We start from the raw sequence: 19,321 nt of genomic DNA, 5'->3' as shown, positions 1-19,321 counted from the left end.
CCGGGTTGTGCGGCGCCGTGCACCGGGCCGTGGTCGACTGCGGCCTGATCGACCGCGGCCGACCGCGAAGAGCGCAGAACTGGGAGGTGTGACCGATGGCTGTCGCTGTGAAGGGTGCCGCCCGCATCCAGAAGTCCGTCCACCACACCTCCGTGGCCTCCGGCTGACCCGATCCTTCCCGCGCGCCGTGCGCGCGCCGCCGGGGCCACCCTGTGAAGGGTTCCCCCTTGCCTCTCTCCACCAGCGCCGCCTCCCCGCACGCCCTAGCCCCCTACGGCTGGGACGAGTCCTGGGCCGCCGCGTTCGCCCCCCACGCCGCCCGGGGACTGGTCCCCGGCCGGGTCGTCCGGGTGGACCGCGGCCAGTGCGACGTCGTCACCCCGGACGGCACGGTCCGCGCGGACACCGCTTTCGTCACCCCGCACGATCCGCTGCGGGTCGTGTGCACCGGGGACTGGGCCGCCGTCGACCCCGACGGCAATCCCCGGTACGTACGCGCGTACCTGCCGCGCCGTACCGCCTTCGTGCGCTCCACCTCGTCCAAGCGCTCCGAGGGGCAGGTCCTCGCGGCCAACGTCGACCACGCGATCATCGCGGTCCCGCTGGCCGTCGAGCTGGACCTCGGCCGGGTGGAGCGGTTCCTCGCCCTCGCCTGGGAGTCCGGCGCCCAGCCGCTCGTGGTGCTCACCAAGGCCGACCTGGTGCCCGACCCGGTCGGGCTCTCCTACCTCGTGCGGGACGTGGAGACGGCCGCGCCCGGGGCCCGGGTCCTCGCGGTCAGCTCCGCCACCGGCGAGGGCGTCGACGTGCTCGCCGCCGTCGTCGCGGGCGGTACGAGCGTCCTGCTCGGCCAGTCGGGCGCCGGCAAGTCCAGCCTGGCCAACGCCCTCACCGGCGAGGACTCCATGGGCGTCCGGGCCGTCCGCGACGCCGACGGCAAGGGCCGGCACACCACCACCACCCGCAACCTCCTCCTCCTGCCGGGAGGCGGCACCCTCATCGACACCCCGGGGCTGCGCGGTGTGGGGCTGTGGGACGCCGGCGCCGGGGTCGGCCAGGTCTTCGCGGAGGTCGAGGAACTGGCCGGGGGCTGCCGCTTCCAGGACTGCGCGCACCACGCGGAGCCGGGCTGTGCGGTGCTGGCCGCCGTCGAGGACGGCACGCTGCAGCCGCGGCGGCTGGAGAGCTACCGCAAGCTGCTGCGGGAGAACCAGCGCATCGTCGCCAAGACGGACGCCCGGCTGCGCTCGGAGATCCGCAAGGACTGGAAGCGCAAGGGCGCGGAGGGCCGCGCGGCCCTGGCCGCGAAGCGCGGGCGCGTGGGCTGACCCCCCGGCCGCCGGGCCCGGCCCGGGCCCGGCGGCCGGGCAGCGTCGTGTCCGGAAACCGCCGGTCGCGCCCCGGCCGGCGGCGCACACTGGGTGCCGTGACGGTGGACGAGGAGACCAAGTACGAGGCGGTGAGCAGCCGCGACGCGCGCTTCGACGGCGAGTTCTTCTTCGCCGTGGCGACCACCGGCATCTACTGCCGGCCCAGCTGCCCGGCCGTCACGCCCCGGAGGGAGAACGTCCGGTTCTTTCCGACGGCCGCCGCCGCCCAGGTGAACGGCTTCCGGGCGTGCCGCCGGTGCCGGCCGGACGCCGTGCCCGGCTCGGCCGCCTGGAACGTGCGCGCCGATGTCGTCGGCCGCGCCATCCGCCTGATCGGTGACGGCGTGGTCGACCGCGAGGGTGTGCCCGGACTGGCCGGACGGCTCGGTTACAGCGACCGCCAGGTGCGGCGCCACCTCAACGCCGAGCTCGGCGCGGGGCCCGTCGCGCTCGCCCGCGCCCAGCGCGCCCACACCGCGCGGGTACTGCTGCGCACCACCCGGCTCCCGATCACCGAAATCGCGTTCGCCGCGGGTTTCGCCAGCGTGCGGCAGTTCAACGACACGATCCGGCAGATCTACGCCCGCACCCCCAGCGGACTGCGCGCGGAGCGCGGTGGCCGCGCCGGCGCCGGCGCCCCCACGGCCGGTATCCCGCTGCGGCTGGCCCACCGCGGCCCGTACGCCGCGGGTGACGTCTTCGACCTGCTCGCGGCCGAGGCGGTCGACCGGATCGAGGAGGTGACCGGCCCTCCCGGCGCCCGTACCTACCGGCGTACCCTCCGGCTGCCGTACGGCTCGGGGATCGCCGCCGTCGACGAGCGGTCGCCCGGCCGCTGGCTGGAGGCCCGTGTCCACCTCACCGACCTGCGGGACCTCACCACCGCCGTACAGCGGCTGCGCCGCCTGTTCGACCTGGACGCCGACCCGTACGCGGTGGCGGAACGGCTCGGCGCCGACGCGGCGCTCGGTCCGCTCGTGGCCGCCCGGCCCGGACTGCGCTCGCCCGGCGCGGCCGAGCCGGAGGAGTTCGCGGTACGGGCGCTGGTCGGATCCGCCGAGGCGGCGCGGCTGGTCGAGGAGTACGGCACGGCGCTGGACAGCCCGTGCGGCGGCCTCACACACCTGTTCCCCCGCCCCGCCGAGCTCACCGGCCACCCCGGGGCCGGGCCGCTGGCCGCCGCGCTCGCGGCCGGCGAGGTGCGGCTGGACCCGGGGGCCGACCGGGACGGGGCCGAACGCGCGCTGCGCGCCCTGCCCGGCATCACCCCGGCCACCGCCGCGCTGATCCGGACGCGGGCCCTCGGCGACCCGGACGTGGCACTGGACGCCCGGGCCGACCGCGCGCGGTGGCGCCCCTGGCGCTCGTACGCCTCGCGGTACCTGGCCGGCCGCTGAGCGGTGACCGCGCCGGGCCGGCCCGGCGGGCGCCCCGCCGCGCTCAGCCCCCGGCCGCGGCGCCCACCCACGCGCCGACGACCAGCAGGCAGGCGAACAGCTCCACCAGGACGCTGGTGCCGATCGCGCGCATCACCGTCCGGGTGGACGCCAGCGCCGGCCCGTGGCCGCCCAGGCGCAGCCGCTCCGAGAGGTAGACACCGCCGACGTATCCGGGCACGGCGCCGATCACGGGCACCAGGACGAACCCCAGCAGGGCGCCCACCCCGGCGTACACGACCATGCGGCGGTTCACCCCCAGGCCCCGCAGCCGGCGGGCGGGCAGGTGCCAGACCACGACCTGGGTCACCAGCAGCAGCGCGGTGGAGCCGACCAGCAGCCACCAGGCGAGCGAGGTCCGCACATGCAGCGACCACCACAGCACCGCGGCCCACACCAGCCACGGCCCCGGCACGCCCGGCAGCAGGACACCGAGCAGTCCGAGGAGCATCACCAGCCCGACCAGTACGAGCTGCCACGCACCCATCTGTCCAGCCTGCCCGACCTGCCGGGAACACGCAGTTCGCCCGGGCCGTCGCCGGGACCCCCGTCAGGCGGAGGCGTCCCGCGTCACCCAGCCGCGTTCGTACGCGTGCCAGCCCAACTGGAGCCGGGTGGTGGCGCCCGTCAGGTCCATCAGCCCCCGCACCCGGCGCTGTACGGTCCGCAGCCCCAGCTCCAACTGCTTGGCGGCGCTCGCGTCCGTCATCCCGGCCAGCAGCAGCGACAGGATCTCCAGGTCCGTCGCGTCCGGGCCGGCCGGTGTCCCCCGGTCCGGTCCGCCCGTTCCCCCGGCCGGCCGCGTCCGCAGCGGCAGCGCCTCCCGCCACACCACCTCGAACACACCGGTCAGCGACTCCAGCAGCTCGCTGGCGTGCACCACCAGCGCGGCCGGCTCCGCTCCCGGTCCGGTCAGGGGGACCATGGCGAGAGCCCGGTCCGCGACGACCAGCTCCATCGGTACCCGGTCCGCCACCCGTACCCCCTGCGCACCGCCGAGCTCCGCCAGAACGCCGACGCCGCCCGGCAGGTCCAGCACCGCCCGCTCGGCCACCACCCGGCGGGACACGCCCGACCGCTTTCCCGGCGCGGCGGCCGGGACGCCGGTCACCAGGGCGCGGATCTCCCCGGTCGCGGCCAGCTCCAGCTGGCGGCGCCGGTGCGCCACCGCGCTCGCGCCGGTCACCACCTCCACCAGGTCGTGCGCGGCCGGCTCCGCCGGGTCGGCCCGGTACTCCTCCGCCAGCCGCGCCGCCGCCAGCTCCGCCCGCTCCAGATCCTGCCGCTGCCGGGCGAGCAGGGCGGCCAGCGCCACCCCCGGCGGTGCCGCCACCCACCGCCCGGCGCGGGCCGGTGACCGGGCTGCCAGGCCCCGTGCCTCCAGCCGCCGCAGCGCCTCCTCGGTGCCGGCGGCGGACACCGCCAGCCGGTGCGCCAGGTCGCCCACCTCCGCGGCGCCGAGCGCGACCAGCGCGCGGTACGCCGACTCCTGGAGCCCGTCGAGACCTATCGCCGCCAGCACCCCTGCCGCCACCCTTCGTCCCCCTGTGTCGCCCCTGCCGCCCCTGGCTCCGGTCCTCCCGGCGCTCCCCGGCGCTCCATGGCTCCCCGCCGTTCTCCGGCGCGCGGTCGCCGGGCTCATCATTCCCCGCCTCCCCGCCCGGCCGGCACGCACCCCACCGGGGCCGTAACCCGGGCCGCGGTCCCACGACTTCGGAACGGTCACTTTTCCGGTCGCGCCGCTCCGGTACGCCCCGGCCGGTGGACAATGAACGGCATGAGTCCACAGGGGGAGAGGCCCGCCGGCGACGAGGACGGCTGGTGGGACGAGCTGTACGACACCGACGCGCCCGACACGGGTCCGGCCGCCACGGGCGACACGCTGGACGACCGGTTCGCATCGGCGTCGGACACCGTCACGGTCCCGCCGGCCCGCCCGGCGCCGGAGGTCCCGGCCGGGCGCCCACCCACCCGGCCGGAGCGGCGAGCCGCGCCGGCCGGACCGCCGGCCCGCCCCCGTGGCGACCACGACCGGGCCCCCTGGGAGCCCCCTGGCGGCCCCACGGGCCCCCGCACCTTCCCGGGCGCCGCGTCCCCGGCGCCCCCCGCTTCCGGGTCACGCGCTCCCCGTCCGCCGCGCCCGCGCGGCGAGTACGTCGGCGACGGGCCGCCCACGTACGAGCCCGAGCCCACCGCGCTGCCCCCGGCCCACCCGCACCAACTGGACGAGCTGGTCGCCGACACCGTCCTGGACGGCGCCCGGTACGGCACGTACACGCTGCGGGCCGCCTCGGTGCGCGGGGACTCCGCCCGGAACCGGGGCGAGCCGCGCCGGGACGCCCTGCTGACCGCGCGGTTCGGCACCGGAGAGGCCGCGCTGGTGCTGGTCGCGGTGGCGACCGGCGACCGGGCCGCGGAGGCCGGCCACCTGGCCGCCGCCGACGCCTGCCGCTGGATCGGCGAGGCCGTCGGCCGCCACCACGTCCGCCTCGGCGAGGACATCAGGGCGGGCCGCCGGGGCGACCTCAAGTCCGGCCTGCACCGGCTCACCGCCCGTGCCTACGGCAGACTGCGGGCCCGCGCCACGGACCTCGGTCTGGAGCCGGGCCGGTACACCGCTAGCCTGCGCTGCCTGCTGCTGACCGCCGACCCCGGCTGCCGTACCCGGGTGTTCTTCGGCGTCGGGGAGGGCGGGCTGTTCCGGTTGCGCGGTGGTGCCTGGCAGGACATCGAGCCACCGCCGCCGGACCCGGCCGCGCTCACCGGTGAGGCGGTCGTCGTGGGTTCACCGCCGGGACCGGCACGGTCCGGACCGTCCGCCCCTCCCGTCCCGGAGGACCCGCCGGCCCCGGACGACCCGCCGGGGCCGCCCGCCGGGGCGTTCCGGTTCCGCGCCTCCGTGGCCCGCCCGGGTGACACGCTGCTGCTGGCCGGCCGAGGGTTCGCCGAGCCGTTGCGGGGTGAGCCCGCACTCGCCGAGGAGCTCGCCGAGCGGTGGGCGGCGGAGGAGCCGCCGGGCCTGGCCGCCTTCCTCGCGGACACCCAGCTACGGACGAAGGGCTACGCGGACGACCGGACGGCGGTGGCCGTCTGGGAGGCGTAACCACAGCGGTGCGAGAGGCGTAACGGCGGAGATTCCGTCAAAGATGACCATATGGCCAAACAGAACGTCGCGGAACAATTCATTGAGATCCTCGTCCGGTCCGGTGTGCAGCGGCTGTACGGCGTGGTCGGTGACAGCCTGAACCCGGTGGTCGACGCCATCCGCCGCACCCCGGGCATCGACTGGGTCCACGTCAGGCACGAGGAGGCCGCGGCGTTCGCGGCCGGTGCCGAGGCCCAGATCACCGGCAGGCTCACGGCCTGCGCCGGTTCCTGCGGTCCGGGCAACCTCCACCTCATCAACGGCCTCTACGACGCGCACCGCTCGATGGCCCCGGTCCTCGCCCTCGCCTCGCACATCCCCTCCAGCGAGATCGGCCTCGGCTTCTTCCAGGAGACCCACCCCGACCGGCTGTTCCAGGAGTGCAGCCACTACTGCGAGCTGATCTCCAGTCCCCAGCAGATGCCCCGGGTGCTCCAGACCGCGATCCAGCACGCGGTGGGCCGGCGCGGGGTCAGTGTGGTGGCGCTCCCCGGCGACCTGGCCTCCGAGCCCGCCCCCGAGAAGCTTGCCGAGCACACACTCGTGACCACGCGCCCCACCGTGCGCCCCGGCGACACCGAGATCGACGCGCTCGTCCGCATGATCGACGACGCCGAGAAGGTCACGCTCTTCTGCGGCAGCGGTACGGCCGGCGCCCACGCCGAGGTCATGCAGTTCGCCGAGCGCGTCAAGGCCCCGGTGGGACACGCGCTGCGCGGCAAGGAGTGGATCCAGTACGACAACCCGTTCGACGTCGGCATGAGCGGGCTCCTGGGGTACGGCGCCGCCTACGAGGCCACCCACGAGTGCGACCTGCTGCTCCTGCTGGGCACCGACTTCCCGTACCGGGCCTTCCTCCCCGACGACGTGAAGATCGCCCAGGTCGACGTACGGGCCGAACACCTCGGCCGCCGCTCCAAGCTGGACCTGGCCGTCTGGGGTGACGTGCGCGAGACACTGCGCTGCCTCACCCCGCGCGTGCGCCCCAAGACGAACCGCAAGTTCCTCGACAAGATGCTGAAGAAGCACACCGACGCCCTGGAGGGGGTCGTCAAGGCGTACACCCGCAAGGTGGAGAAGCACACCCCCGTCCACCCCGAGTACGTGGCGTCCGTGCTGGACGAACTGGCGGACGACGACGCCGTGTTCACCGTGGACACCGGGATGTGCAACGTCTGGGCCGCCCGCTACCTCACCCCCAACGGCCGGCGCCGCATCATCGGCTCCTTCAACCACGGCTCGATGGCCAACGCGCTGCCGCAGGCGATCGGCGCCCAGCAGGCCGACCGGGGGCGCCAGGTCGTCTCCATGTCCGGCGACGGCGGATTCTCCATGCTGATGGGTGACTTCCTCACCCTGGTGCAGCAGGACCTGCCGGTGAAGGTGGTGCTGTTCAACAACTCCTCCCTGGGCATGGTGGAGCTGGAGATGATGGTGGCGGGCCTGCCGTCGTACGGCACGGACCACCACCACACCGACTTCGCGGCCATCGCCCGCGCGGCCGGGGCCCACGGGGTGCGGGTGGAGAAGCCCAAGCATCTGGCGGGCGCGCTCAAGGACGCCTTCAAGCACAAGGGCCCGGCCCTCGTCGACGTGGTCACCGACCCCAACGCCCTGTCCATCCCACCGAAGATCAAGGCCGAGATGGTGACCGGCTTCGCGCTCTCCGCCGGCAAGATCGTGCTGGACGGGGGAGTGGGCCGGATGCTCCAGATGGCCCGCTCCAACCTGCGCAACGTGCCGCGGCCCTGAGCCGGCGGGGCGCGTGGCGCGAGGGCGCACCGGCGGTGCATGCCTCCCTGCTCCTCCTCTGCCCGTGAGGCGCTGCCCGGGAGGGGGCCTTGCCCCGGTGCGCCCTTGTGCGCCCGCCTCCGGGGACGGCCGGGAGGCGTGACGATGTGTAGGCAGGGGCATGCATCCCGTGAGCCTGTTCGAGGGAAAGGGCCGACGACGTGCGGGTGGGGGCTATGAGTGGGCGTCAGGCAGGGGCCGGACCCGTGACCGGCGAGCGGGACTGGGCACCCGAGGAGGGGCGCCCGGGCCGCGAGGATCTCACGCGGGAGCCGCCGCAGTGGCGGCGGAGAATCGGCCGGGCGGACATCACCGCCGTCCCGGAGGTGCGGCGGTCCCTGCGCGAGCTGCTGCGGCACTGGGGCCGGCCGGAGACGACCGACGCGGCGGAGCTGCTCACCAGTGAGCTGGTGACCAACGCGCTGATACACACCGACCACGGCGCCGTCGTCACCGCCAGGGTGACCCCGGGGAGGTTACGGGTGGAGGTCCGGGACTTCGTTCCGGAACCGCCCCGGCCGCATCTGCCGGAGTGCGGCGAGCGCACCCACGGCCGGGGTCTGTTCCTGGTGCAGGCCCTCGCCGACGAGTGGGGCGTCACCACCCATGGCATGGGGAAGGTCGTCTGGTTCGAGCTCTCCGCCCCGGCCGCCTGAGCGGACCGGGCGGACCGGGCGGGCCCGCCGGGCCCGCCGGCGCGCCGCCTCAGCCGAACTGCTGCTCCAGATCCCTCAGTTTGCGCTCCAGGGAGGCAAGGCGCGGCAGCGCCTGGGTGTCGTCCTCGGCGGTGAGGTCCACGGTGCGGTATGCGAACGGGTGCGTTTCGGCCGGAAGGTCGTCGGCCGGAAGGTCGTCGGCCGGAGAGCCGTCGGCCGGAGAGGTCCGGGCCGGGCGGGTGTCGGCCGGACCGGGCCTCGTCGATCCGGGTTCAGTGCCCTTGACGGCCTGGAGGGAGGGCCGGGAGCGGTGCGGCGGCTGTCCCGGCTCGGCTATGACGGGCTCCGCGGCGGACGCCGTGGTGACGTCGACCTGACGGCCGCCGCCCCGTCCGGGACCCCAGGCCCGGTGCCGGCGGTTGAGCGCCTTGAGGTGCGCCCGTTCCAGCTTGCGCCGCTCGCGCCCGCGGAGCCGCTGCTGCCGCTTCTGCCGCCGGTCCTCACGGACCTCGTCGACCGCCTCGTCCAGTGTCCGCACGCCCTCCAGCAGCATCAGCGACCAGGCTGCGAACGTCTCACGGGGCGCCCGCAACCACCGTACGATCCGGATCTGCGGCAGCGGCCGGGGCACCAGGCCCTGCTCGCGCAGCGCGGCGCGGCGGGTCTGCTTCAGCGCCCGGTCGAACAGCACCGCCGCCGACAGCGACATGCCCGCGAAGAACTGCGGCGCGCCCGCGTGCCCCAGTCCGCGTGGCGCGTGCACCCAGTTGAACCAGGCGGCGGCCCCCGCGAACGTCCAGACCAGGAGCCGGGAACCGAGGGCCGCGTCGCCGTGGCTCGCCTCGCGCACCGCCAGGACGGAGCAGAACATCGCGGCGCCGTCGAGTCCGAAGGGGACCAGGTACTCCCAGCCGCCGGAGAGGTTGAGGTTCTGCCGGCCGAAGCCGACCAGGCCGTGGAAGGAGAGCGCGGCGGCCACCGCGGCGCAGCAGAACAGGAGCAGGTAGGAGGCGGTGCCGTAGACGGCTTCCTTGCGCCGCCGGCGCTCCTTGTCGCGCTCCCAGGAGTCGTCGGCCGCGGTCTTGCGCCCGGCGCGCCTGCCGCGCGCGAGTACCGCCACCGCCGCCAGGACTCCCGCGATCATCACGCCGCCGGGAAGCAGCCAGGCGAGCGATATCTCGGTCAGTGTCATGCGGTGTTCCTCGTATCGCCGTGGGGTGTTCCGGCGTCATAGTGGCCGAAGCGACACGCGTGCCACGAGCTTTCCGGGTAACGGAACGCCAATAGGTGGGATGAACGGCAATTCCCTCGAACTCCCGCTTGAGCACGCCGTGTCGCGTTCGATTCGACTCACTCGACCGGGTGGAGTGGCGAGGGGGGACGGCTCCCGGGCGGTTACGCGGAGGCGCTGAGGCGGCGGACCCTCTCGGCGTCACAGGTGCGCGGGCAGGTCACACAGGTGTCCTCGGGGCGCAGGGTGTAGAAGAGGCAGCAGCTCGCCCGGTCCCGGGTGGGCAGGGCGGCGCCGTCCGGACCGGTCAGCTCACGGAAGCCCGCCGTGCCGACGTACGGCTTGGCGGTGCCGGGCAGCAGCAGGTCCAGTTCGGCCATGGCGCGCGGCTCCTCGTCCAGCAGGTGCGCCACGTACCACAGGCCCTCGACGATCTCGTCCGTCGCCATGCCCCACAGCGCCCGCTTGCCGCGCCGCATCCGTGGCCCGAACCCCTCCAGTACCGGCCCCAGATGCTCGGCGACGGCCGTCCGCACCTCGCCGCGCAGGGACTCCTCGTCGGCCACCACCCGGGCACCGGGCAGCGCGGCCGCCGGGTCGCCCGGCAGGCACGCGAACTCCCGCACCCGCACCGCCATCCGGCCCAGGGCCCGCTGGAAGGCGACGTCCGCCACGGGCAGCCGCGGCACCCGGCGGTGCAGGAACCAGGGCACGGTCACCAGGAGGCAGGCGGGCCATGCGTAGCGGTGCAGCCCGAAGCTGGCGACCACGTCGGGCCGGGCCCGCTGCCCGTAGTCCCGCAGCACCTGGGCGTCGTCCCAGGAGAGGAAGGCGTCGAGGGCGGGGCCGCCGGCCGCGAGTTCGTCCGCTCCGACCCAGCCGTTGCCGCGCGGGGCCCGCTCACCGTCGGCCAGCTCCCGCACCCGCAGCCCCGGGAAGATCTCGGTGAGACGGGCGTAGGCGTCCGCGACGGGTGAGGTCAGCGCGGAGTGGAGGCCGGGGAGCAGGGCTTCTGCGGGCATGCAGGGGACCACCGAATCGCGATCGTTGTGCAGGTAAGGCTTACCTTACCGGATGCGATCCATGTTGTGGTCCTCCGCCGATGAGCACCCCCGGGGCACGCGGGCCGCCCGGTGCGCCTATGGTGCACACGGGCCCCGCACACCGCGAGCGGGCCCCCGGTACGAGACGCCAGGAGGACCCGAGTGGAGCAGGCCACAGCGCGCGGGGCCGCGCCGCGCGCGCCCGCCCCCCGGCTTCCGGGTCGGGCGCGCGGCGAGCACACCCACGGTGAGGTCCCGGCCCCCGCCTCCGCGCACACCACGGAGCCGGCCGCCCCGCCCGGCCGGCGTCTCGTCCAGCGCCACTCGGTGCGCGGCCAGGTCCTGACCGCGCTGCGCACCGCGCTCGTCGCCGGGGAGCTGGCCCCCGGCGAGGTCTACTCGGCGCCCGCCCTCGCCGCGCGCTTCGGCGTCTCGGCCACCCCGGTCCGCGAGGCGATGCAGCAGCTCGCCGTCGAGGGCGCCGTGGAGGTCGTGCTCAACCGCGGCTTCCGTGTCGTCGAGCGCACCCCGCGTGAGCTGGCGGAACTCGCCGAGGTCCGCGCCCTGATCGAGGTCCCGGTGATGCTGCGGCTGGCCCGTACGGTCCCGGCCGCGCGCTGGGCCGAGCTGCGCCCCCTCGCCGAGGAGACGGCCGCGGCCGCGGCCCGCGGCGACCGCGCCCACTACAGCGAGCGGGACCGCGCCTTCCACCGCGCGCTGCTCGGCCTGGCCGGCAACGAACAGCTGGTCGCCGTCGCCGAGGACCTGCACCGCCGCTCCCAGTGGCCGCTGACGAACGGCCCGGCGACCCGCCGCGCCGACCTGGTCGCGGACGCGGCGGAACACGGCGCCCTGCTGGACGCGCTCATCGCCCAGGACCTGGCGGTCGTGGAGTCACTCGTCCGGGAGCACTTCACCGGCGCGCCGTGAGCGCGCGTGTCGTGGCACTGGATGGCCACGCGCTCCTGGTGCAGGCCGGTGTGCACCGTGGTCGAGCACCGGATACTGGGTCCTGAGGAGGGCGAGCTCCACCAGCCGGAGCGGGCCTGCGGAGACCGGTTCCTCATCGACGGCCATGAGTGGGGCGGTCGCTTCTCGCTCGTCGAGCACCCACCCAGAGTCCTCGCCGCACCCGTGCACAAGCACACCCGCGAGGACGCGTTCGGTTTCATCCTCGAAGGATCGGTCGGCGCGCGGTTCGGCGACGAGGAGGTGGTGGCCGGGCCCGGCGACCTGGTCTTCAAGCCGCGCGGCGAATGGCACACCTTCCGGCTGCTCGACCGGCTCGGTGACGACCTGTGCCCACAGGAGCTGGAACAGCGGGTGGCCCCTTACGGCTGCGCCACCGACATGGCGGCGACCATGAGCCTGGCGGAGAAGCACGGGCTGGTCTTCTGGCGCCGTCCGCCCCGCCCTCCCCGCGCGGCGGGCACCCGCTCCCCGCCCCGGCCGATCCGGGCGGACCGGGAGGGCCTGCCCGACCGGGTGGGCCCGCCCGGCCGGGGAGGCCGTGGGGCCGGGTCAGGCCGCCGCCCGTGGCGCGAGCTGGACCGCGAGCCAGGTGGGCACCCCGCCCAACAGTCGCAGCAGCCGGCGGGCCTCCGCGCGCAGGCGGGCCGCCTCCGGCTCCGGTTCGGCGTCCGCCAGGGCGGCCAGCGCCGGGGCGGTGCCGACGAGGTAGCCCAGCTCCTCCCGGAGGCGCAGCGACTCGGCGAATCCGTGCCGGGCCTCGGCCAGTTCGCCGTCACGCAGGGCCAGCCCCGCCAGGTGCCGCCAGGTGAAGGAGAGCAGTAACGTGTCGCCCCGGGCGGTGGCGCCCGCGTGGGCCCGGCGGTACGCGGCGTACGCGGACTGCGGGGAGTCGGCCAGGTACTGGGCGATCAGGCCGCGCCGGAAGTCCAGCAGCGGGCGGCCGGGCGCGGCCGGGTCGATCAGCGCGGCGGCCCGCCCCAGCGCCGCCCGCGCCTCGTCGGTCCGGTCCCGTGCCCCCAGCAGCGTCGAGGCGTAGGCGAGGTAGCCACGCTCACAGGCCGCCGCGCCGCGCTCGTCGTCACCCTGGGCGAGCGCCTCGGCCGCGCGCAGGGCGTCGTCCGCCTCCGCCCAGCCCCGCTCCGTGTACAGACACCGCTCGATCAGCAGTGAGGCGCGCTGGATCGCCACGCGGGGGGCGGCGGCGTGCGGGGCGAGGAGGGCGGCCGCGTCGGTCCAACAGCCGCGCGAGCGCAGCCGCCATACCGCGGTCTGGAGAGGATCGTCGCTTTCGGTCGTTCCGGAACCAGACATGGCGGTATGCGCCACATTGCCCTCCCCGAGCGCGCCATTGAGCTGTTGAGTCGGGAGGAATCTCAGCACGGATCGGCACGACGGCCAAGAGGCACAGGTGAATTGATTCACAATCAGGGACACCACCCGGGACGCCCGGAAGGGCCCCGGCGCCGCTCCGGAGGGGGCGACCGGAGTGGCCGGCACCGTGGTGCCACCGGCCCGGGCGGTTCCCCCGAAAAGGTGAACCGGGACCCTTCCGGTGGGCTCTCCGCCGGACGCGGGGTCGGACGCCGGCCCAGGCGGGCCGGTACGCGGGTGCGCGAAGTGGAAAGCGAGCGCGGGAGGGGCGTGTGGGGGCGGCTGAACGCGCCGGGCGGCGACGTGGTGGCGGAGTGGCAGCGGCGTTTCGGCCACCGCGCGAAGCGGCGGAGGCGCGTGCAGGTGGAAACGTTTCGCCAGGACCGGGGCCCGGGGGGAGCCCCTTGCCCCGTATCGCCTCACCGGGGATCGACGCCCCGACCTGGTCGTTCCCGGCAGCAAGAAGTATGAGGATCTGAACATATAGGCATGTCTTGTGGTGGCCACCCGGACCGGCGCAACCTGCTGAGCACGGCGCCACCGCTTCCGGGCGGTGGCGTGAAACCGCACAAGAAGGAGACGCCATGAAGAAGGCCTACGAGGCGCCGACGCTCGTCCGGCTGGGTTCCTTCCGCAAGAAGACCGGGCTGCTCCAGCGGTCCGGCAACGACCGTCTCATCCTGAGCAAGAACTGACGGTCGAGGGCGCGAGTACTTCGACGCCATGAGTGATACGCACGCAAGTGCGGGTCCGGGCCGCGGCGACGCGCACTTCACGGTCTTCCCCGACCGTGCGGACGCGGCCGCCGCGGCCCGCTCCTTCACCCGCCCCGGAACACGCGTCCTGCCCCACGCCTCGGGCCGGCCCTGGCTGGTCGGTCGGTGGCACGACGACGAGCTCGTGACCGCCCGCGCCGGTACCGCGGCCATCGCGCTGATCGGCTGCTGCCCGACGGACACCGCCGCACTGCAACGCCATGCCGCCGGGCTGCGGGACCTGGCCCGGCTCGACGCCCTGGCCCGGACCCTGGCCGGCAGCTTCCACCTGGTCGCGGCCCTCGACGGCCGGCTCCGGGTGCAGGGCAGCGCGTCCGGTCTCCGGCTGGTCTTCCACGCGCTGGTCGACGGCGTCCGGCTCGCCGCGACCAGCGCCGACGTACTGGCCGCCGCGCTGGGCGCCGAGCCGGACCGGGAACAGCTCGCGGTCCGGCTGCTGTGGCCGGTGCCCCACCCGCTGTCCGAGCCCTCCCTCTGGCACGAGGTCACGGCGCTGGCTCCCGAGGACGCGCTGATCGTCGCGGCGGACGGCCGTACGGCGCGCCACTCGCGCTGGTGGACCCCGCCGGAGCCGGTGCGGCCGCTCGCCCAGGGCGCGCCGCGTGTCCGCGAGGCGCTGACCGAGGCGGTCGACGCCCGCACCCGGCAGGGCGGCGTGGTCAGTTGCGACCTCTCCGGCGGACTCGACTCCACCTCCCTCTGCTTCCTGGCCGACCGCTCCCCGGCCCGGGTGGTGGCCGGCACCTGGCCCGGGCGCGACCCGGCCGACACCGACCTGCACTGGGCCCGGCAGGCGGCCGGGTTCCTGCCGGACGTCGAGCACGTGGTCTGGGACGCCGATGCCTCCCCGCTGGTCTACACCGACCTGCTGGACATCGACGACCTGCTGGACGAGCCGACCATCGGCGTCATGGACCGCTCACGGGTCCTGCACCATCTGCCGGACCTGGCCGCCCGGGGCAGCAGGCTGCACCTGACCGGTATCGGCGGCGACCACGTGGCCTGGTGCTCGGAGGCGTACTACCACCGGCTGGTGCGAACCAGGCCGCTGTTCGCGCTGCGCCGGCTGCGCGGCTTCCGGGCCCTGTGGCAGTGGCCGCTCGCCGGCACCGCGCGCGCCCTGGCCGACTCCCGGCCGTACCGGGTGTGGCTGGCCGACTCCGCCCGCCATCTGCGCGACCCCCTGCCCCCGTCCGTGGCGGCCGGGCTGGGCTGGGGCATGGCGCCCCGCCTGTTCGGCTGGGTGACCCCGGACGCCGAGCGGCTGGCCGCGCGGGCCATCAGGGAGGCGGCCCACGACGCGGTGCCGCTCCACCCGGACCGGGGGCTGCACGCCGACCTGGCCCAGATCCGCGACTGCACCCGCGTCATCCGCCAGTGGGACCGGATGGCCGCCCGGTCCGGCCTGCCGATGGCGTCGCCGTTCCTCGACGACCGGGTGATCGAGGCGTGCCTCGCCGTCCGGCCGAGCGAAAGGGTGACGCCCTGGCGGTACAAACCACTGCTGACCGAGGCCATGAGCGGGATCGTGCCCGAGGTGTGCCTGCGGCGCACCAACAAGGCGGCGGCCTCCATGGACGCCGCCAACGGGCTGCGCGAGCACCGTGGCGACCTGCTGGCGCTCTGGGAGGACTCCCGGCTGGCCGGGCTCGGCCTGGTGGACGCCGCCGCCCTGCGCCGCCTCGCCGAACGGCCCGCCACGCCCGGCCTGCGGGACGCCATCCTCTACTCGACCATCGCCTGCGAGGTGTGGCTGCGCGGCCTGGCCCCGGCCCCCGGGACGCATACGCCCACTCCCTCCTGAGGCACCCAGCGAAAGGCACGCACACCATGGCTCTGCGGTTCGGCACCGATGTCTCCACGGCGGAGACCGACTACGGCACGGTCCTGCTGGACGAGCGCAGCGGACAGTACTGGGAGCTCAACCCCACCGCCACCCTGGTCGTCAAGACGCTGCTGACCGGCGCCGACGAGGCGGCCGCCGCCGACGCGCTGGTCGAGGCGTTCGCCGTCGACCGGGCCCGGGCGGAACAGGACGTCGCCGAGCTGGTGGCCCAGCTCCGCACCTCGGGGCTGGCGGCATGACGACACCCAGCGCGCTGGAACGGCCCGCCGGCGTGCCCTTCACCCGGCGGCTGGCCGCCCGCCTCGTGCTGGTGCCCGCGCTGCTGCTCTCCCTGCTGCCGCCGCGCCGCATCCGCGCCGTGCTCGGCCTGGTCCGCCGGGGTGCCACGCCCGCCACCGCCGCCCGGGCCCAGGGCGCCCGGGACGCCATGTGCGCGGTGAGCCTGCGCTGCGCCGGGCCGCAGGGCTGCCTGCCCCGCTCGCTGGGCGCGGCGCTGCTGTGCCGGCTGGGCGGCACCTGGCCGACCTGGTGCACCGGCGCGCGGGTCGTGCCGCCGTTCACCGCGCACGCCTGGATCGAGGCGGACGGCAGGCCCATCGGCGAAGGCGTACCGGACGACTACTTCACCCGGCTCATGGCGGTGGCCCCGGTGAGCCGGCCGGCTCCATGACCGGAACGGCCGAGGAGCGGGCGCCGGGCGGGGCCGGTGACCGGAAGGCGGCCGGAAGGCCGGTGGCGTCCGGGGCCGGCGGACCGGGACCGGCGGACAGCGACGAGGCCGACCGTGGCGTGCCCCCCGGTGGGGTGGCCCGTGGCGAGGCGCCCCCCGGTGAGGTGGCCGACCGCTCCACCCGGGCGGCCGTCGCCACCATGTACCGGCTCACCGCCGGGCACCGGGCCTCCCTCGTCACCGCCACCGTCCTCACCCTGGCGGGTTCCACCCTCGGCCTGGCACAGCCGATGGTCGCCAAGCACGTCGTGGACGCGAGCGGAACGGGGCGGAGCTCCTGGCCGCTGCTGGCGCTGCTGGGCGGGTTGTTCGTCGCCGAGGCGGCGACCGGCGCCGTGGGGCGCCTCGTACTGGAGCGCATGGGGGAGGGCGTCGTACGGCAGCTCCGCCACAGCCTGGTCGGACGGCTGCTCCGGCTGGAGATGAGGGAGTACGACCGGCACCGTGGCGGCGACCTGATCTCCCGGGTCACCGCCGACACCACCCTGCTGCGCGAGGTGGTGGCCCAGGCGCTGGTCGACCTGGTGACCGGGGCGCTCGTCGCGGCCGGCGCCGTCGTCCTGATGCTGTGGCTCGACCCGTTGCTGCTGCTCCTGGTCGCCCTGACCGTGGCCGCTGCGGCGGTGGTGGTGGCCTCCCTGCTCGCGGGCATCCGGGCGGCGTCCGAGCGGATGCAGAACTCCGTCGGCGCGATCGCCGCCGACCTGGAGCGGGCGCTCGGGGCCCTGCCGATGGTGCGGGTGCACCGGGCCGAGGCGCGGGAGGCGGCCCGCATCGGGGAGCGGGTGGAGGAGGCGTACGAGGCAGGGGTGCGGACCGCGAAGCTGGCGTCCGTGATGAGCCCCGCGGTCGAACTCGCCGTCCAGGGCTCCTTCCTGATCGTCCTGGTCGTCGGAGGCCTGCGGGTGAACGGGAACGCGGGCTCGCTCGGAGACCTGGTCGCCTTCCTGCTGTACGCCTCCTTCCTGGTACTGCCGCTGTCGTCGGTCTTCCGCGCGGTCGGCCTGATCCAGCGCGGCATGGGCGCCCACCAGCGCATCCAGCGGGCCCTGGCCCTGCCGGCCGAGCCCACCGGACCCGCCACCGGGCCCACCGGACCCGAGTCGACGGCGGGCCCCCGCGCGACGGGCCCCGGCCCGGCAGCGGCCGGCGAGGTCCCCGCCCTCGCCCTGCGGGACGTCCGCTTCGGCTACCACCCGGACCGGCCGGTGCTGCGCGGCGTCTCGCTGACGGTTCCGCACCGCGGCCAGACGGCCCTGGTCGGCCGCTCCGGCACGGGCAAGAGCACGATTTTCGCCCTGGTGGCGAGGTTCTACGAGCCGGACTCCGGCACCCTGCTGTTCGACGGCCGGCCGGCGGCCGAGCTGACCCGCGGCCAGTGCCGGGCCCGTATCGCCGTGGTCGACCAGAACACCCATGTGGTGCACGGGACGCTGCGGGACAACATCACCTACGCCGTACCGGAGGCCACCGACGCCGAGGTGCGATGGGCCGTGGAACTGGCCCGGCTGGAAGGCGTCGTCCGGCGGCTGCCCGGCGGACTCTCGGGGATGCTCGGCGAGCGAGGCGCCACCCTGTCGGCGGGGGAGCGCCAGCGGGTCGCCCTCGCCCGCGCCCTGCTGGCCCGGCCCTCCCTGCTCCTGCTGGACGAGCCGACCTCCCATCTGGACGCCATCAACGAGTCGGCGCTGACGGCCGTGATGCGCGACGCCGCTCGGGAGTGCGCGGTCCTGGTGATCGCCCACCGGCTGTCCACGGTCCAGCACGCGGACCGGATCGTGGTGCTGGACCACGGCCGGGCCACGGCCTGCGGACGGCACGAGGAACTGCTCGCCACCAGCTCCGTCTACCGGGCGCTGGCCGCGGGCCAGATGCTGCGCCCGTCCCCCGCCGCGCCGGTGCCGCGCGCCGAACGCCCCGCCCGCTGAGCCGGCGGTACCCCGCGGCCCGGTCCCGCCCGTCCCGCCGCCCGCCCACCTCCCCGCACGCCGGGCCCGCCCACCTCCCCGCACGCCGGGCCCGCACGCCGGGCCCGCACGCCGGGCCCGCACGCCGGGCCCGCACGCCCGCCGCCCGAGGCCAGGGGCGGGGCCGTCCTAGGCGGACCAGTGCGCCGGACGGGACAGCGAACCGGGCGGCTTCGTCCGGGCGTCCCCGCGTGCCGCGTTCACCTGGGGCTGGGTGAGGAAGAGGGCTCCGGTGAGGTCCGCCCCCGCCAGCCGGGCGTCCCGGAAGTCCGCCCCGAGGAGGTCGGCCCGGCGCAGGTCGGCGCCGGTGAGGTCGGCCGCGATGAGGCAGGCGCCGCGCAGGTTCGCCCCGCGCAGGTCGGCACCCTTCAGCCGGGCACCCATCAGGTCGGCGCCCCGGCGGTTCTTCTTCCTGCCGGGCACCCCGGCCCGGACCAGCTCGCTGGCGCGCAGCAGCAGATCGCCCACTGCCCGGCGATGGGCGGTGACGTCCAGCCCGGCGAGCTCACCGGCGGGGAGGAGGGTGAGGCGCTCGGTCTCGTCGAGCAGGGCGCGGATCTCGCCGTGCAGCGTGTCGGCCGGCTTCATGGCCAGCGCCTCGGTCAGGTACCACAGCAGCTCGTGGAGCTGCCGTACGACGGGGAAGACCGCGAACATCCGGGAGGCGGTCCCGGGGGCCCGCCGCCAGTCCCGGCCGCCGAAGGTGACCTGGGAGACCTTCTGGCCGGCGCCGAAGCAGTCGTACACCGTGCAGCCGGGGAAGCCCTCGTCGCGCAGGCGGGTGTGGATGCCGCAGCGGAAGTCCGCGCGCAGGTTGCCGCACGGCTTCCCGGCGGGCTTGTCGGCGGCGAAGTCGGCCGACGCGGCGAAGGGCAGCGCCACACAGCACAGCCCGAAGCAGTCGGCGCAGTCGCCGCGGAGGTCGTCCTTGGGTTCGGACATCAGGTGGTGCTTTCCGCTCTCTTCGGTGAGTGGCGCCGGACGGCG

Annotated in this window: 17 protein-coding genes and 1 pseudogene; 12 read left to right on the top strand and 6 right to left on the bottom strand. The window is 75.6% G+C overall.

The window, feature by feature from the left end; all coding sequences use genetic code 11:
* Positions 1–227 precede the first annotated feature (227 nt).
* Complete coding sequence (rsgA, locus tag AB0H53_RS10145; RefSeq protein WP_362109526.1) at positions 228–1,328, top strand: ribosome small subunit-dependent GTPase A; 1,101 nt, start codon at positions 228–230, stop codon at positions 1,326–1,328.
* A gap of 104 nt (positions 1,329–1,432) precedes the next feature.
* Complete coding sequence (locus AB0H53_RS10140) at positions 1,433–2,767, top strand: AlkA N-terminal domain-containing protein (protein ID WP_362109824.1); 1,335 nt, start codon at positions 1,433–1,435, stop codon at positions 2,765–2,767.
* A 43-nt stretch (positions 2,768–2,810) separates the two neighbouring features.
* On the opposite strand, the gene AB0H53_RS10135 is transcribed toward AB0H53_RS10140, so the two are convergent.
* Together AB0H53_RS10135 and AB0H53_RS10130 are read right to left on the bottom strand one after the other, a co-directional pair.
* Positions 2,811–3,293, bottom strand: coding sequence for a DUF456 domain-containing protein (locus tag AB0H53_RS10135; RefSeq protein WP_362109524.1), 483 nt, complete (start codon positions 3,291–3,293; stop codon positions 2,811–2,813).
* A gap of 63 nt (positions 3,294–3,356) precedes the next feature.
* Entirely contained in the window at positions 3,357–4,328 is a 972-nt protein-coding gene (locus AB0H53_RS10130; protein ID WP_362109822.1) for a helix-turn-helix domain-containing protein, read from the bottom strand.
* A gap of 255 nt (positions 4,329–4,583) precedes the next feature.
* Here AB0H53_RS10130 and AB0H53_RS10125 point away from each other — a divergent pair, with 255 nt between their 5' ends.
* The 3 genes from AB0H53_RS10125 to AB0H53_RS10115 all read left to right on the top strand — a co-directional run bounded on the left by AB0H53_RS10125 (position 4,584) and on the right by AB0H53_RS10115 (position 8,398).
* On the top strand, positions 4,584–5,909 hold the full coding sequence (locus tag AB0H53_RS10125) for a protein phosphatase 2C domain-containing protein (RefSeq protein WP_362109522.1): 1,326 nt from the start codon (positions 4,584–4,586) through the stop codon (positions 5,907–5,909).
* A gap of 51 nt (positions 5,910–5,960) precedes the next feature.
* Entirely contained in the window at positions 5,961–7,703 is a 1,743-nt protein-coding gene (locus tag AB0H53_RS10120; protein ID WP_362109520.1) for a pyruvate dehydrogenase, read from the top strand.
* A 332-nt stretch (positions 7,704–8,035) separates the two neighbouring features.
* Positions 8,036–8,398, top strand: coding sequence for an ATP-binding protein (locus AB0H53_RS10115; protein ID WP_362109820.1), 363 nt, complete (start codon positions 8,036–8,038; stop codon positions 8,396–8,398).
* 49 nt (positions 8,399–8,447) lie between these two features.
* Here AB0H53_RS10115 and AB0H53_RS10110 read toward each other — a convergent pair whose 3' ends face one another.
* Both AB0H53_RS10110 and AB0H53_RS10105 read right to left on the bottom strand, forming a co-directional pair.
* Positions 8,448–9,590: a DUF2637 domain-containing protein gene (locus AB0H53_RS10110; RefSeq protein WP_362109518.1), complete on the bottom strand. Its 1,143-nt coding sequence runs from the start codon at positions 9,588–9,590 to the stop codon at positions 8,448–8,450.
* 203 nt (positions 9,591–9,793) lie between these two features.
* Entirely contained in the window at positions 9,794–10,651 is an 858-nt protein-coding gene (locus AB0H53_RS10105) for a (2Fe-2S)-binding protein (RefSeq protein WP_362109516.1), read from the bottom strand.
* 183 nt (positions 10,652–10,834) lie between these two features.
* Between AB0H53_RS10105 and AB0H53_RS10100 the strand changes: the two genes are divergently transcribed.
* Both AB0H53_RS10100 and AB0H53_RS10095 read left to right on the top strand, forming a co-directional pair.
* Positions 10,835–11,602 carry a GntR family transcriptional regulator gene (locus AB0H53_RS10100; protein WP_362109514.1) on the top strand — a complete coding sequence of 256 codons (768 nt, stop codon included), beginning with the start codon at positions 10,835–10,837 and terminating at the stop codon, positions 11,600–11,602.
* A 21-nt stretch (positions 11,603–11,623) separates the two neighbouring features.
* Positions 11,624–11,932, top strand: a pseudogene (locus AB0H53_RS10095) (cupin domain-containing protein); the annotation flags it as partial.
* Between the two features lie 261 nt (positions 11,933–12,193).
* On the opposite strand, the gene AB0H53_RS10090 reads toward AB0H53_RS10095, so the two are convergent.
* A complete protein-coding gene (locus AB0H53_RS10090; protein ID WP_362109512.1) occupies positions 12,194–12,970 on the bottom strand; it encodes a hypothetical protein in 777 nt (258 codons plus the stop codon).
* A 629-nt stretch (positions 12,971–13,599) separates the two neighbouring features.
* Here AB0H53_RS10090 and AB0H53_RS10085 point away from each other — a divergent pair.
* The 5 genes from AB0H53_RS10085 to AB0H53_RS10065 all read left to right on the top strand — a co-directional run bounded on the left by AB0H53_RS10085 (position 13,600) and on the right by AB0H53_RS10065 (position 18,295).
* Positions 13,600–13,710, top strand: coding sequence for a keywimysin-related RiPP (locus AB0H53_RS10085; protein ID WP_311688311.1), 111 nt, complete (start codon positions 13,600–13,602; stop codon positions 13,708–13,710).
* 28 nt (positions 13,711–13,738) lie between these two features.
* Positions 13,739–15,595: a lasso peptide isopeptide bond-forming cyclase gene (locus AB0H53_RS10080; protein WP_362109510.1), complete on the top strand. Its 1,857-nt coding sequence runs from the start codon at positions 13,739–13,741 to the stop codon at positions 15,593–15,595.
* Positions 15,596–15,621: 26 nt separating this feature from the next.
* Complete coding sequence (locus AB0H53_RS10075; RefSeq protein WP_362109508.1) at positions 15,622–15,876, top strand: lasso peptide biosynthesis PqqD family chaperone; 255 nt, start codon at positions 15,622–15,624, stop codon at positions 15,874–15,876.
* Positions 15,873–16,307: a lasso peptide biosynthesis B2 protein gene (locus AB0H53_RS10070; RefSeq protein ID WP_362109506.1), complete on the top strand. Its 435-nt coding sequence runs from the start codon at positions 15,873–15,875 to the stop codon at positions 16,305–16,307. Before AB0H53_RS10075 ends, AB0H53_RS10070 begins: the two co-directional genes overlap by 4 nt.
* Before the next feature lie 200 nt (positions 16,308–16,507).
* Positions 16,508–18,295, top strand: coding sequence for an ABC transporter ATP-binding protein (locus tag AB0H53_RS10065; RefSeq protein WP_362109818.1), 1,788 nt, complete (start codon positions 16,508–16,510; stop codon positions 18,293–18,295).
* A gap of 168 nt (positions 18,296–18,463) precedes the next feature.
* Here the strand turns inward: AB0H53_RS10065 and AB0H53_RS10060 are convergent, their stop codons facing one another.
* Entirely contained in the window at positions 18,464–19,276 is an 813-nt protein-coding gene (locus AB0H53_RS10060; protein WP_362109504.1) for a pentapeptide repeat-containing protein, read from the bottom strand.
* Between the last annotated feature and the right edge of the window lie 45 nt (positions 19,277–19,321).

Source organism: Streptomyces sp. NPDC050856 (assembly GCF_040653855.1).
Lineage (GTDB): Bacteria > Actinomycetota > Actinomycetes > Streptomycetales > Streptomycetaceae > Streptomyces.
The sequence above is the reverse complement of the archived record's forward strand: the minus strand, read 5'-3'. Positions and strand labels throughout refer to the sequence as shown.

What these genes read in the sequence shown, in the direction of transcription:
- AB0H53_RS10070 (WP_362109506.1), top strand. Translation starts at nt 15,873, where the DNA reads ATGACGACACCCAGCGCGCTGGAACGGCCCGCCGGCGTGCCCTTCACC.
- AB0H53_RS10110 (WP_362109518.1), bottom strand. Translation starts at nt 9,590, where the DNA reads ATGACACTGACCGAGATATCGCTCGCCTGGCTGCTTCCCGGCGGCGTG.
- AB0H53_RS10060 (WP_362109504.1), bottom strand. Translation starts at nt 19,276, where the DNA reads ATGTCCGAACCCAAGGACGACCTCCGCGGCGACTGCGCCGACTGCTTC.
- AB0H53_RS10080 (WP_362109510.1), top strand. Translation starts at nt 13,739, where the DNA reads ATGAGTGATACGCACGCAAGTGCGGGTCCGGGCCGCGGCGACGCGCAC.
- AB0H53_RS10105 (WP_362109516.1), bottom strand. Translation starts at nt 10,651, where the DNA reads ATGCCCGCAGAAGCCCTGCTCCCCGGCCTCCACTCCGCGCTGACCTCA.
- AB0H53_RS10085 (WP_311688311.1), top strand. Translation starts at nt 13,600, where the DNA reads ATGAAGAAGGCCTACGAGGCGCCGACGCTCGTCCGGCTGGGTTCCTTC.
- AB0H53_RS10125 (WP_362109522.1), top strand. Translation starts at nt 4,584, where the DNA reads ATGAGTCCACAGGGGGAGAGGCCCGCCGGCGACGAGGACGGCTGGTGG.
- AB0H53_RS10120 (WP_362109520.1), top strand. Translation starts at nt 5,961, where the DNA reads ATGGCCAAACAGAACGTCGCGGAACAATTCATTGAGATCCTCGTCCGG.
- AB0H53_RS10135 (WP_362109524.1), bottom strand. Translation starts at nt 3,293, where the DNA reads ATGGGTGCGTGGCAGCTCGTACTGGTCGGGCTGGTGATGCTCCTCGGA.
- AB0H53_RS10065 (WP_362109818.1), top strand. Translation starts at nt 16,508, where the DNA reads ATGTACCGGCTCACCGCCGGGCACCGGGCCTCCCTCGTCACCGCCACC.
- AB0H53_RS10075 (WP_362109508.1), top strand. Translation starts at nt 15,622, where the DNA reads ATGGCTCTGCGGTTCGGCACCGATGTCTCCACGGCGGAGACCGACTAC.